This is a genomic window from Fusibacter sp. JL298sf-3 (genome assembly GCF_053842995.1).
This window is the reverse complement of record NZ_CM132608.1, coordinates 2,321,890-2,334,592: the sequence shown is the minus strand read 5'-3', so window position 1 is coordinate 2,334,592 and position 12,703 is coordinate 2,321,890. Positions and strand designations below refer to the sequence as shown.

Here is a 12,703-nt window from a genome sequence, read left to right as displayed (position 1 = left end):
CCCCTCAACCCATTGAAAACACCGTCAACCCATGACCTCATTCATTGCGTCCACCTGTGCCGCGCAAAGCCCCCACGCCCCACATCGCATCCTTTCATCACAGCACCCATCACGCACCAAACCGTTTAAACCGCCTCACTACCATGAGAACACCTGTCAATTTTTAGTGGATTTTGGCACAAAAGAACCGTCCCCCCTGGCTCAGTTTAATCGCCAACCTGCCGATAATGTCTTTGAGGTGATAAATTATGAAAATAACAAGCAGAAGTGCCGGACTCAATGTCCAGCAAATTTCAGCGCTAAATGCGCTCTCGCAGTCAAGAGGAGCACAAAAACCCTTTAAAAACAGCTCATTGACCCATGCGTACGACATCGATACTTACACCAAACAAGGCACCCTCAACACCGTGAGTCCCGGCACACTTTCGGGACCTCTCTCAGTAGACAAGGGGACTGCTGCAGAAACGACCGTTCAAATCAACCGTAACGCCTTCGACACTATTGTGAGCCACACCACCTATGGCGATCCCAAATGGGAAGAGCTCGGCGTCGACGATGAAAAACGCTGGGTTGTCGTCAACGGCCAACGGTTTGAAGTGGAACACAGCCCCGAGGAAAAGGCGCAACGACGCCGTGCAAAGCGCATGACGCTAGTCGATTTCATGGACGAGCGCCAGAACCAAGATGAAAAAAAAGCCAATAGGCCCTACGCGCTCGACGCCCTCAAGAAAAACAGCGAAGTGCTGTCGGTGCTAAAGCGCATCTTTGGCGTTAAGACCGATGCCGAGGTGTTCAACAAGATTTTGCTTTAAGGGACGGTTCTTTTGGGCACAATTCGCCTTTAATTTACCATTTATTCCAACTCACAAAACCGGCGCCGCCGCTTCAACTACCGGTGTGTGCCGGTTTTCACACATTCAGAGACCGCCCCATCGCCCCCTCTTCTCCACATAAAAAAACGGCGTCACAGGGACACCGTCTCTTTTCTTCTAACGCCCTTTAAAAGCGCACCATCGCTGGTGGCGCCTCTTTCTTCACCCAAGTATGTGCCCAAAAGAACCGTCCCTCGCGGCACAGGCATGTCTCTCATCCCCCTCAACCCATTGAAAACAGAAGAAATCCATGACTTCGTTCATTGCGTCCACCTGTGCCGCGCAAAGCCCCCTTGCCCTACACGAAACCCATTTATCACAATGCCCTTCACGCACCAAACCGTTCAAACAGCTTCACTACCACGAGAACACCTGTCAATTTTTAGGGGATTCTGGCACAAAAGAACCGTCCCTTAAAACAGTCACGTCTTGTTTGATACGCTTTTTCTCTTCATACATTTTTTCATCAGCGATATGAAGCAGTTCATCTAACGTATACTTTTTAGTATCTGTAACTTCTACAATACCATGACTAACACTGACAACATACGCTCGATTTTCTGTCTTGTTGATGTAATCAAACCGGGTCACAATCCTCTTCCAAACCGCCTCTGCTTGAGTTGCAGGGACTTTATTCAGCATCAGTAGAAACTCATCTCCACCGAGCCTAACCACCACGTCATCTCGACGAATAGCAGACTTAATCTCAGACGCAACCGTAATAATTAACGCGTCTCCTGAAACGTGGCCCAAAGTATCGTTGACAGCTTTAAGGCCATTGATGTCGATGTAACAAAGGCTTATCATAGAATCTTTAGAAAGACCTTTTGCCATTCGAGCTTCAATGAGTTCAATGCCTGCACGTCTGTTGTAAACCTGGGTCAAATCATCTATTTCAGAATGATAACGAATTTTCATATAGGCTTTACGCCTCGAATAAATGATATAGCTGACACAAGTCGACACACTAAGTATTAAAACAAAAAACATTCTGTAGTGTTTAAATATTTCTATTGAAAAATCCAAAACCCCTTCTAAAAACACTTCACGATATTTGTCTGTCGCGCCAACTATAGTAACCGCATACCAGCGATCTTCACCCGTCAAAATGTCGTAGAGATGCGCTTCCACTTTAGTCGATTCAAACTGATACGACAAATCAATCGGTTCCACTGAAACCATGCCATCGTCCACTAAAAACTGCATTTCTCCGTGTTCGATTTTATTCCAGATTTCAGGGTACATGTTCTTAAACGACTGCTCGCGTCTATCTACAAACATGAAATTCCAATTGTTTTCCGGTTCCTTTGACACCAGTGCATAGCCTGCTTTATTGAGTAAAAAAAACTCGCCCTCACTTTGATCCCCAATTTGCTCTACGCCGGACAAAATATACTCCCCAAGTAAATTTAAAACAATCACCCCCTGAACCGTTTCAGAACTATCATAAATAGGCATAGAAAAACGTATGGTGGGTTTGTAAGGTTCTTCTACTTTTCCATTTTCAACATTGAGATCCATAGGTGAAATATAAACCGATCGACTTGGCAATCTTAGGGCCTCATTCACATAGTACCGATTTTTTTTATACTGAAGGACGCTTTCGTCCCGTACGACAGCGCCATCGTCCGTTTTATCAATGCGCACTTTTTCACTCCCGCGTGCGTCTATATAGCGAATCTGGTCGTAAACACGCTTTTGCTCTACAAAAATCTCCCAGTCTTTTATAAAGGCCTCATACCGCCCTTCGACTATGGCTTCTCTGTTCACATCGTGAATATACAGTAGATCTGATAGCACCATGGAAAACTCTCTGCCAAAAAAGACGCTTTCCATTTGGAGTATCTCACGTTCATGGTTTTTCAGCTCTTCTAACTCCGAGTCCTGCAACTCATTTTCAACATAGTAGAAAATAAGAAAAGCGATGGTATTGGCTATTATTCCCAGCACCAGAAAATAGACCAAAAAATTTTTAAACGTGTAGCGGTAGTAACGCTTCATAACAACCTCCTATTTTTACCTATGACATGTGTCCTGTCGACGCTCACACTCAAACTCGACCTCCAGCGTCACGTGCTCGATGCCGTTTGCGTGCATCAACTGGCGCAGCGCCTCTTTAAGCGCCACAATGTCGTCGCGGGTCGAACCGTCTGCAACCACTACATGGGTGCTGATAAAGTGCTTTTCGCCTTCAAGCGACCAAATGTGCGTGTGGTAGACGTCGAGGATTTCTGTTTTGTCAAGCATCAACCGCTCCATCTGCTCAATGGACAGGTTTTGTGGGACGCCCTGCAAAAGCACCGTTAAAATTTCTTTTAAATTCTTATAGACGTTCCAAAGCACATAAAGTGTGATGCCCACGGACAAGAGCGGGTCTATTACCGGCAAGTCCACAAAGAGAAGGACGATGCTGGCTACGAAGACCACTGCCCAGCCGAGGACGTCTTCCAGTAGGTGCCACGAGACGACTTTTTCGTTTAGGGAGCTGCCGGTTTTGAGTTTCAACACGGCGAGACCGTTGACGGCGATGCCGATGATGGCGAGGAGCATCATCCCCTTGGGGTGCACGCTTTCCGGCGACAAGATGCGGAAGGCGGCTTTGTAAAGGATGAACAGCGATCCGGTGATGAGGATAACGCTGTTGATTAGGGCGCCTAGGAGTGAAAAGCGCGCGTAGCCAAAGGAGAATTTGACATCGGGGCCTTTTTTGGCGTACCGTTCGAGGTACCAGGCGATGCCCAGCGACAGGGAGTCGCCCAGATCGTGGAGTGCGTCTGACAAAATGGCCATGCTGTTGGTCAGAACGCCGCCGACGATTTCCAGTAGGGTAAACGATAAATTGAGTAAAAATGCGACGCCGATGGCACCGCCGTTCTCGTGATGATGGTGATGATGGTGCTCACTCATAGTACCACCTCCTCTACCCTTAATTACCCTCGATGCCGGTCATTTAATCACTTGCACCCAATGCAGGTCTTTTTGGTTTCGGGGTCATAGGCCACTGAATGGCCGAACGCTTCGGCAATAAAGCGCGCAGGCAAAAGGGTCTGCCCCTCCACCAGTTTCGGAGACACGGTAAGTGCCACCTGTTCGCCGTCTATGGTCGCAGTGGTGGCATCGACTTTGAGCACCACGGTTTGAGTCCCCTTTCGGCAGGTGACCGTCGACGTTTCAGCTGTCCACTGGACGTCGATTTCAAGCGCATCGCAAAGGCCGCGCAGAGGCACCAATGTCGTGCCCTCTTCGACGATACCATTGAGGGCGAGAGCGTTGCCGCCGATGTCGAACTGCGCCTCTACTCGATGGTAAGCCGGTTTTGCGGCGGGTTTTGAAGCGGCCTCAGAGGCGTCATAGGTTTCGGTGCGCGGCGTGCTGTAGGGGCAGACACCACCTGAATGGAGATGTGCCGGATAGCCGCCGCAGTGGTAGTGGTAGCTGCCGAGACCGCTCTTGTTGCGGTTGTCTCGGTGACCGCCTGAACCATCTGTTCTCCCCGAATGTGCAAAGCCCGCGCCGGTTGACAGTACAAGCCATAAAGCGAGCCCCATACTCAATGTGCGTTTTACCATTTTCATAACAATACCTCCTCATAGTATAAGATAGATTATGTACATAAACTGAGTATAACAGATGGGATTTGACGAAACGATAATGATTCTTTGTCTTAAAAAGTGCCTCGTTTTAAACAACTGTTTAAAGACAACTTTTTTTAATTTTACGTAACATTTATCGCCATCCTTGTGATTACAGGGCTTAATCACGGGTATCACATTCAGTAGATTTTATTGTGCCAATGAACGAAGGAGGTTCATCTATGAATTGGTTTAAAAAGAGTTTGTCTCGAAAGTTAATTATCTCATCTATCTCAGTGGCCTTAATCGTCTTCGTCTGCCTCGGCGCCGTTATCGGCCTGCAAGTGCACAAACAGTTGACGGAACAGGCAAAATCAGAGCTGTCGTACGAAGCTGAAAACATCGCCGGAGAGCTCAACACCTTTTTTGATAAAAATGGTACCATTGTGGAACAAATGGCCCTCAATCCAGATTTTACAGACTTTGTCAATGCCATTAAAACGCGACAGGACAAATTTGATCACCCAGAGTTTAAAAAAATTGCGGGACAAATGGGCGCCATTGAAAACACCGATCCCAACATTTCCATCGCTTGGCTGGGGATTGTAGAAAGTTCAGACCTCGTGCTCAGCAACACCGACTACCAGTCGAAACCGGATTTTGAAATCACCGGTCGACCGTGGTTCACCCAAATGATTGAAGAAGACGGCCTTACATACACGCCCCCTTACTTCGACGCCATTACCGACGCACTGGTCATTACCATCGCCTACCCGCTGAAAGTCGGCGACAAGGTCGTCGGCAACACCGCCATGGACCTCACCATCTCGGAAATCGGTAGCTATCTGGCGTCTTTTGAAATTGGGGAGTCCGGTTACTGCATCCTCGTGGCCGCCGACGGCACCGTGGTGTACCACCCCGATCCCGACCGCATCTTAAACGACAACGTCACACAACTGGACAGCGACATCACCCTCCCAGGAGAGCGCATGGTGGCCGGAGAAACCGGCGTGTCCACGTACTCTTTTGAAGGCACCGACAAGTACATCGCCTACGCGCCGATTCTCTCAAACGGTTGGTCCATCGGCGTCATGATCGACCAGTCGGAAATCGCCGGACAAGTGCGCGAACTGACCTTTGGCATCATCTCCATGTTTGTCGTGGGCACTTTGGTACTGGTGCTCCTAATCGCCCTGATTACCCGCTCGACGCTGAAGCGCGTCCCGTACCTACTCCAGAACATTCAGACGCTCTCCGAAGGCGACTTCACCGTGGCCATGGAAGACCTGTCGTCTGATGAAATCGGTCAAATTGCCGATGCTTTTAACACCGTCAGTGGCAACCTGAAACATGTGTTTACAACAGTGATTCAATCATCTGAAAAGCTCTATCAGTCGTCTGAAGGCCTCGTCGACATCTCAGAGGAATCCACTAAGGCCCTGTCGGAAATCTCGACCACGATTAACGAAATCACCGAGGGGACGGCGTCTCAAGCGAGAGACACCGAGAGCACTTCCGGCGAAGTCAAGGTGCTGGCTCAGGAAATTGAAAAAGTGCTCAAAAATGCCGACGCCATTTACGAAAAAACCGAGGACGCTTTTGAAACGTCTCAAAGAGGCGCCAATACGATTCAGGCACTGACCCAGTACAGCCACGACAGCATGACTTCCATCCAGTCGATTAAAGCCATTTCAGCCGATATGGACAAGAGCTCCAACGAGATTTCGAGCATTGTGGACACCATCAATCAGATTTCAGAACAGACCAACCTCCTCGCGCTCAACGCTTCTATTGAAGCCGCAAGAGCAGGAGAAGCCGGCAAAGGGTTTGCCGTGGTGGCCGAGGAAATCAGAAAGCTCGCCGAGCAGACGTCGGGCTCTACTGAGAGCATTCGCTCGCAGATTATGACGATACAGGAAAAATCCAAGCACGCTGTGGAAGAAACGGAATCGTCTGAACAAATCGTCAAAAACAACGAGGCGATTGTTCAGGAAACCCGTGCGGCATTTGAGCAAATTTCCACACGTCTCAGCGAACTCATCGACATTACGGAAATGACGAAGGAGGACGGGTTGATTATGTCGCGTAAGAAAGACGAAATCGTCGGTCTCGTCAGCTCCATTACAGCGACGGCACAGCAAGTTTCTGCCGGCACTGAGGAGATGAGCGCTTCCACTGAAGAGCAGCTGGCCAGCATTGAGCTGCTCGCAAGCTACACCAGAGATCTCCGCGATATCGCCAAGGTGCTCCAAGACGAGCTCCGCGCATTTAAAATCGAATAACCGGTCTAATCAAAGGCACGCATCGGGCTTTCACTCGGCGCGTGCTTTTTTGCGCCCTTAGAGTGATGTGACGCTTTACACGCCATACCCTTTGAGGTATTCTATACTTGCGACCATCGTCGCAGGAGGTGATGATGCAATACATCGGTTTGTTTTACACAATTGTCGTCATAGCAGTTGGACACAACCTGTACCGACTGTCCCGCAACAGACATAACAAGGCACTCCGCACCCTCGTATTTCAAAACACCTTGTTGTGGCTACTGGCCCTCGTCGCCGCCGCTTACTTTGAAGGCGCTGTCGCAGAGGCCCTCGGCATAGAAACCGATCCCTACTGGGTCCTGGCCATTGCCATTACATCGTGCTGTCTCATGGCGGAAGCCTTTATCATCGGAAAAGCCGAAAAATAAATAGGGTTTGAAAACAGAAGCTCAAGGCGTGCAGAGCACCGGCTCTTCGCGCCGCCAAAACACAGACGCCCTTTGCCGCGGAAAACCCGCTGCTTTATAGAGGGATGTAAACGCTCACATAAAAAAGGCCTAAAGCCACGGATTTACCGTGCTCTAGGCCTTTTATCGTATACTTTTAACGTCCTCCGCGGCCGCCTTGTAAGGCGCGTTTGCAGTTTCACCGGCGTGCCTTTGGGGACACCTCTCGGGCCTTCGCCACTGCACCCCATATTGAGGGTTTAGAACGTTTTGAACCGTTTTTACGTCGTTTTCATGTCGTTTTGATGTCGTTATCATACGGACTAACGCAGCTGTCGTAGATGCGCACCGCTAAAAGTGCCCATCCGGCTGAGCGTTCGACTCATTGAAAACACGCTACACCTTGCTATTGCTTGGGGGAACGGCCGTTTGTACAAGCTTGTTCTCCCCTTTTACAGTTGTTAAATATTAGGGTTTTTCGGCACAAAAGAACCGTCCCCCTTTATTGCATTCTAAAGTACGTATGCGCCTGCATCACCGCCTCTACCGGTTCCACCTTGTCGCTCTCCAGCAAAACCTTAGAAAGCGCCGCTCTGAGGGCCCTTCTAGACGTCATTTTTACAGGTGTGTCAATGAGTGCCGTCATACTTGAAAAATCCCTTTCCAGCAGTTTCAAAGCCTCACCTCTGTCAACAGCGCCGGACTTGAGGTCACTCACATAGTATTCGTAGGCAATGGTCATTTCCTGAAGGGCATCCCACTCCGCTTCGAGACCCGCGTCGTACACGCGCCCAATCACCTCGCGCATCACTGCGAGTTCCACTTCAAGTGCCTCAATAGCCTGCGCCTCTTCCGGTGCCTTGGCAGCATCTGAAAGGCGAACCGTTTGACTTCTAAAGTCGTCCAGTGCCTCTGTGTACACCGCCGTCTGTACGAGCATCTTATCGTAGACGAGGTACACCACCGCAAGTGCCAGTATCAGCACCACCACCCATAAAAACTTGTTCTGTTTCATACAGCACCTCTCTAGTTGTTAGATGTGTAAGAATACGTCTTCGTCAACGTTCTCGGACCGCCCCAAGTGTAATCGTAGATGTTGGAGAGATCGTAGTAAAAACGCACTTTAAAATCGTTGGTGCGCGTCGTGCTGTCCTGCTTGCTGATGCGCCACCACGTCGAGTACTTGTGCCCCTTGCTCTCCAGTCGCTTGTTCGATTCAAGAGAAGAAAGCGCCGCCCGCGGCATGCCGCTGAGGTCGAAAAAATCGTTGCTGATTTTAGCACTCGGATCCGACTTCGTGTAGTTGAGACCGAGGCTCACAGGACCGTAAATCGGAATAGACGTATCGAAATCCAAACTCACATCCACCGACCACGACGTATGCACCGTACCCGTAATCTGATACGACTCGATGTAATCGTATGCGCCCGTGCCGATTTCAATCTTCACATCGCTCACAGAAAAACAAGAGTTGTCCGTGTTTTGATCCGGAAAATCCGTACTCGTCGACCATTCCTTAACCACTTCCAGGACCGTGCCGAAATCCGCCTGACCGTATAGATTTTGCGGCACCGTCACCTCGCGCCTCAACGTCATGTTGTGGTAGACCTTGCCACCCAAATGCTCAAACGTGTAGCGGTACGTGCCGTCGTTGTTATGTTTCGTGCGCGCCAGCGACGGCAACTCCTCCGCCTCAGCAGCAAACACCTTCGAGTACCAGAACGCCGCGTTCTCATCCATTGGCAGCGCGCGCTTTTCACGCATCAAATCGCTGCGGTCCAAAGCCGCCGGATTGAAAATCTCCACAACTGCCAACGCGTTCTCACCTGGCGCCTTCAAATAGAGCTTTAAAACCGACGCCTCCGGCGATACCCGTTTCATCCCATCGTGGTACAACGCCGTATCCGCAATGCGCTGGGAATACGCCATATGTATCACTTCAAAATTCTTATGGCGATCGGAGCCCTCAAAGGCCACTAAGCCCGCACTGGCCGTATTTTTTGCCGATGCTTGAATATCAAATTTCTTATTGAGCCCTTTAATTTTGCCCTGCGCGTTTAAAACGCCGTCGCGATAAGACAGGCGTACATTTTGAGACTTCGCCGCGTACCTATCACCGTCCAATGTCTGCGTCTTTAAACTGGCGCTGTCGGCACTGAGATTTTCCACATACGCTGTCAGAATTACTTCTTTGTCCCTCGGTTGTGCAAACGCCGTCGGAATCATCGCAGCGAGTAAGCACACAACGAGTAAAACACTTGCCACTTTTTTCATTATTGCCCTCCATTAACGTCCAAATTGCGTCCGGATATCCGGACTTTACCAACAGTGAAAACAGGTGGATTGGGCTGAATCAATTGTCGCATCGTTCATATGTATACAGGTGTATTGCCTGTTTTCTCACTTACTAGTCTAACATTTTATTACTTTTTGTCAATATTTAGCGCAAAAAGCCACACCAATAGGACAGCGCCTTTTAGAATGGTCAATTTCAGTGTTTATCGACACAAAAGAACCGTCCCCTAAAGTCGAGAACGGTTGTAGTATTTCTGCTTATGACCACTTTTCAGTCTTGAAAACTCCTCTTCTGTCAATAGGCGCCGCGCACAGTCGCGATGGTACTTTTTTAGCGGCAGTCTGTTGGCGCACAACAGCTCGATAATCTTTACACAGCCCTGCATCGTCTTATAATGTCCATGTCTGTCGGTGCCCTTTCGGCGCACAACCCAATCCCTAGATGTTTGCTTCACCACAAAATCAGATTTACAGATAACAACACCTCCTATGCACAAAACCTTATCCACCTCTAGCATAGCCGATGCTTGTTAAACGCATTAGGGCACTGTGTAAAGTCTTCGTAAGAAAATACACGCGCCTTATTCATTTTCTATTTTTGGAAAATAAAAGGAGATTCCGACACAAAAGAACCGTCCCTCTTGTGCGCGTACAACAGCGTATCCGCTTGAATGAGCACAGCGGACATAGCCGCTTCCGGCTCAATGCGCACATAGCCGTAACTCACACTGACACCGGATTCGTATGTCGAGGCCTCGCGTTCAAACCCCGCCTTAACCGCACAGAGGCGCTTTAACAGCTCCTTCTCCTCACCTGTAAAAACCACTGCGAACTCGTCGCCGCCCCATCGCGCCAGCAGATTTTCATCCACCGAAAAATGCGTTTGAAGCAGTCTGCTGAACCGAACCAAAAACGCGTCGCCCACATGGTGCCCGTGGTTGTCGTTAAGGCTTTTAAAATTGTCGAGATCCATCAGCACCAAATACCGCGTCTCCGCCGATTCCTCAAGTATCGCCAGGTGTTCATTAAACGCCCGCCTGTTGTGCAGTCCCGTGAGCGCATCGTAGTGTGCCGCCTTGTCAAGCGCCGCGTTAACCCGCTCGTAATCCTTTGCAAAATACACGATAATCAAGTAGGCCGTCAACAGAATCAGCGGGATCTGAATCAACCGATCGGCAAACTGCGTCTGCGCCCCGTGGACGGCAATAAGTTCCGGATACCGGTATTCCACCACCTGTACAGCCACAAACACCGCAATCAGCGTCAACACCAAAAAAAGCCGCTGACGCCCTCTAAAAATATACGTAATGGCGAGCAAAATCAAAAAAATGTAGCCGATGGTGTTGTTGGCCGTCCCACCGGAATCCACATAGCCGAAAGGCAAAAAAACCGTGATAACCAAGACAAAGTACCCGAGTACCACCCACCGCCTTTTTTCAGAGGACACCACCGCCCCCAACGTCACAGCAGAAGCCAAAAATAATATCCCCCATTTGATGTTCACCTGCATGGGAAAGTGAATCAGCGTATTCACCACCATATTTAAAAACGATAGCCCCATGGCAAACAGCAACACGCGCTTTAAAAACTTAACTTCAATCTCCCGGTACATGCCCGTTCTCCCCTCTATAGGTTTAAATATATAGTGACATAAATACCCATAAATCGGCAGTTTACACACCTTTGGAACTGCCGTGTAGAGGGATTCCATAGCTGTCATAAAAAAAGTCTAGTGTCCGGTCGCGTTGAGATTTTAACGCCACCCTCATGTGGTGCACACCACTCAAAACCACGGATTGTGCCTTTAGGGACACCTCTCTGCCTTCCACAAATCAAGGCATTCGGCTATTTTGCGCCGTTTTTACACAGCCTTCTGCCGCTTCACGGTAGCCGCCAAAGACACCACCCGCTCAATGTGCAAACAACCGGACATTTAGCCAAGTGAAAACGTGTCACACCTTGCAACCACTTGGGGACGGTTCTTTATTTAAACCGACTGCCCACCTTCTGCAGATGTCTTTTTTGTCAAATATTAGGTTTTTCCGTCTCAAAAGAACCGTCCCCAATAAATCGTTTAATCGACACATACAGATTTGAAAACGACGGCTTCGACACGAGCGAACCGATAAGACAGATGTTGCTGGTCTTTTGGCGTTTCTCAATATCCGCGTAAAACTGAGGCGTCAAATTGCCGCGCTTTAGATGCGGGAATATGTACCACTGTTTCGCTGTAATCAGATGCTTCACCTCAATCCCCGTGCGCCGAATGTCCTCCGTAATGCCGTTGACGAGATCCACCTCAGCCGTGCCGTAGGCGTAGGCCACCAAAATCGTCTTGTCCTTTTGCTTGTATGTGTGAAAAAACTGAATCTTGCCCTTTTGCCCGAGATGTTGCTTGTAATACGTGGTGACGATGTTCTTGCCCTTCACCTCGTAAGCACAGGTCACATAGGGATTCGTATCGATTTTTTTCATCAACTCGTTGTACAGCGCGTCCTTGATAACATCCCTCGGAAGCTTCGTCGTAATCAACACCTTGTCGTAACACTCGAAGCCGAAATCCGTCTCCACCTTTACCGCGTCACCTACCGGCTCAATGTTTTTCACTTCAATAGAGTAACGGATGTCCGAGATGTTTTGACTGAGCTTGTGAATCACCGTGGACACCCCCTCGTCCACAAACAAGAGCTTGTCGCCCTTGATAAACGAATAAATCGTCTCGAGGGTGAACACATTAAACGCGTAGTACGCCTGAAGCGACTCGAGATTGCCGAAACCGTACGACGACAGCGGCGGCGCCAACACCTCGCGAATGGTCTCCAAATTGTGAAACTTTAAAAAATCGCTGAGAGGCAACAGCAAGTCCTCGTGAATCTCTCCGTAGTTTAAGCACTTGTCTCCCGGGCAATAGGCTTGCAACAGCCCTTCCAATCTCGAAAGCTCCTCAATTAGAATCGCCACCTCCTCGTGCGACAGGTGTTCGACCTTTTCATAATGCGCATCGACAAAGTTTCGATACGTGTAGCGCTCAGAATAGCGCACATCCAGTTCCAACAACAGCTCCTTAATCTGCTCGCCAAAGCAAAAAACCGTGCCGAGCTCCACGTACAGATCTTTGCTCACCAGCGTGCGGAAATGTCCGCCGATTTGCTCCTCTTTTTCGAAAACCGTCACTTCAACGCCCTTTTTTTCAAGCAGGTACGCGGCGAGCATTCCGCTGAACCCGGCCCCTATAATCGCTACACGCATGTAAC

Annotated in this window: 12 protein-coding genes; 3 read left to right on the top strand and 9 right to left on the bottom strand. The window is 49.3% G+C overall.

The window, feature by feature from the left end; translation table 11 throughout:
• The first annotated feature begins 248 nt into the window (after positions 1–248).
• The gene (locus ACR6HW_RS11095; protein WP_455727792.1) at positions 249–812 is read left to right on the top strand and encodes a hypothetical protein; all 564 of its coding nucleotides are present in this window, start codon (positions 249–251) and stop codon (positions 810–812) included.
• A 152-nt stretch (positions 813–964) separates the two neighbouring features.
• On the opposite strand, the gene ACR6HW_RS11090 is transcribed toward ACR6HW_RS11095, so the two are convergent.
• The 4 genes from ACR6HW_RS11090 to ACR6HW_RS11075 all read right to left on the bottom strand — a co-directional run bounded on the left by ACR6HW_RS11090 (position 965) and on the right by ACR6HW_RS11075 (position 4,447).
• Positions 965–1,090, bottom strand: coding sequence for a hypothetical protein (locus tag ACR6HW_RS11090; RefSeq protein WP_455727791.1), 126 nt, complete (start codon positions 1,088–1,090; stop codon positions 965–967).
• A 157-nt stretch (positions 1,091–1,247) separates the two neighbouring features.
• A complete protein-coding gene (locus ACR6HW_RS11085) occupies positions 1,248–2,873 on the bottom strand; it encodes a sensor domain-containing diguanylate cyclase (protein WP_455727790.1) in 1,626 nt (541 codons plus the stop codon).
• A gap of 15 nt (positions 2,874–2,888) precedes the next feature.
• The gene (locus tag ACR6HW_RS11080; protein WP_455727789.1) at positions 2,889–3,779 is read right to left on the bottom strand and encodes a cation diffusion facilitator family transporter; all 891 of its coding nucleotides are present in this window, start codon (positions 3,777–3,779) and stop codon (positions 2,889–2,891) included.
• A 47-nt stretch (positions 3,780–3,826) separates the two neighbouring features.
• Entirely contained in the window at positions 3,827–4,447 is a 621-nt protein-coding gene (locus ACR6HW_RS11075; protein WP_455727788.1) for a copper amine oxidase N-terminal domain-containing protein, read from the bottom strand.
• A gap of 239 nt (positions 4,448–4,686) precedes the next feature.
• On the opposite strand from ACR6HW_RS11075, the gene ACR6HW_RS11070 reads away from it, so the two are divergent.
• Both ACR6HW_RS11070 and ACR6HW_RS11065 read left to right on the top strand, forming a co-directional pair.
• Positions 4,687–6,726 carry a methyl-accepting chemotaxis protein gene (locus tag ACR6HW_RS11070; RefSeq protein WP_455727787.1) on the top strand — a complete coding sequence of 680 codons (2,040 nt, stop codon included), beginning with the start codon at positions 4,687–4,689 and terminating at the stop codon, positions 6,724–6,726.
• Positions 6,727–6,860: 134 nt separating this feature from the next.
• Entirely contained in the window at positions 6,861–7,136 is a 276-nt protein-coding gene (locus tag ACR6HW_RS11065; protein WP_455727786.1) for a hypothetical protein, read from the top strand.
• Between the two features lie 520 nt (positions 7,137–7,656).
• On the opposite strand, the gene ACR6HW_RS11060 is transcribed toward ACR6HW_RS11065, so the two are convergent.
• The 5 genes from ACR6HW_RS11060 to ACR6HW_RS11040 form a co-directional block, all read right to left on the bottom strand.
• Entirely contained in the window at positions 7,657–8,169 is a 513-nt protein-coding gene (locus ACR6HW_RS11060; RefSeq protein WP_455727785.1) for a hypothetical protein, read from the bottom strand.
• 11 nt (positions 8,170–8,180) lie between these two features.
• Positions 8,181–9,428, bottom strand: a complete 1,248-nt coding sequence (locus tag ACR6HW_RS11055; protein ID WP_455727784.1) for a hypothetical protein — start codon at positions 9,426–9,428, stop codon at positions 8,181–8,183.
• A 248-nt stretch (positions 9,429–9,676) separates the two neighbouring features.
• Positions 9,677–9,946 (bottom strand): hypothetical protein, encoded by a 270-nt coding sequence (locus tag ACR6HW_RS11050; RefSeq protein WP_455727783.1) that lies wholly within the window; start codon positions 9,944–9,946, stop codon positions 9,677–9,679.
• A gap of 95 nt (positions 9,947–10,041) precedes the next feature.
• Positions 10,042–11,169, bottom strand: a complete 1,128-nt coding sequence (locus tag ACR6HW_RS11045; RefSeq protein ID WP_455727782.1) for a GGDEF domain-containing protein — start codon at positions 11,167–11,169, stop codon at positions 10,042–10,044.
• 305 nt (positions 11,170–11,474) lie between these two features.
• Positions 11,475–12,698, bottom strand: a complete 1,224-nt coding sequence (locus ACR6HW_RS11040) for an FAD-dependent oxidoreductase (protein WP_455727781.1) — start codon at positions 12,696–12,698, stop codon at positions 11,475–11,477.
• Positions 12,699–12,703: the final 5 nt, after the last annotated feature.

Bases quoted from the DNA above. Each gene is read 5' to 3' on its own strand.
- ACR6HW_RS11075 (WP_455727788.1), bottom strand. From the start codon at position 4,447: ATGAAAATGGTAAAACGCACATTGAGTATGGGGCTCGCTTTATGGCTT.
- ACR6HW_RS11085 (WP_455727790.1), bottom strand. From the start codon at position 2,873: ATGAAGCGTTACTACCGCTACACGTTTAAAAATTTTTTGGTCTATTTT.
- ACR6HW_RS11065 (WP_455727786.1), top strand. From the start codon at position 6,861: ATGCAATACATCGGTTTGTTTTACACAATTGTCGTCATAGCAGTTGGA.
- ACR6HW_RS11045 (WP_455727782.1), bottom strand. From the start codon at position 11,169: ATGACAGCTATGGAATCCCTCTACACGGCAGTTCCAAAGGTGTGTAAA.
- ACR6HW_RS11070 (WP_455727787.1), top strand. From the start codon at position 4,687: ATGAATTGGTTTAAAAAGAGTTTGTCTCGAAAGTTAATTATCTCATCT.
- ACR6HW_RS11055 (WP_455727784.1), bottom strand. From the start codon at position 9,428: ATGAAAAAAGTGGCAAGTGTTTTACTCGTTGTGTGCTTACTCGCTGCG.
- ACR6HW_RS11095 (WP_455727792.1), top strand. From the start codon at position 249: ATGAAAATAACAAGCAGAAGTGCCGGACTCAATGTCCAGCAAATTTCA.
- ACR6HW_RS11040 (WP_455727781.1), bottom strand. From the start codon at position 12,698: ATGCGTGTAGCGATTATAGGGGCCGGGTTCAGCGGAATGCTCGCCGCG.
- ACR6HW_RS11060 (WP_455727785.1), bottom strand. From the start codon at position 8,169: ATGAAACAGAACAAGTTTTTATGGGTGGTGGTGCTGATACTGGCACTT.
- ACR6HW_RS11080 (WP_455727789.1), bottom strand. From the start codon at position 3,779: ATGAGTGAGCACCATCATCACCATCATCACGAGAACGGCGGTGCCATC.
- ACR6HW_RS11090 (WP_455727791.1), bottom strand. From the start codon at position 1,090: ATGAGAGACATGCCTGTGCCGCGAGGGACGGTTCTTTTGGGCACATAC.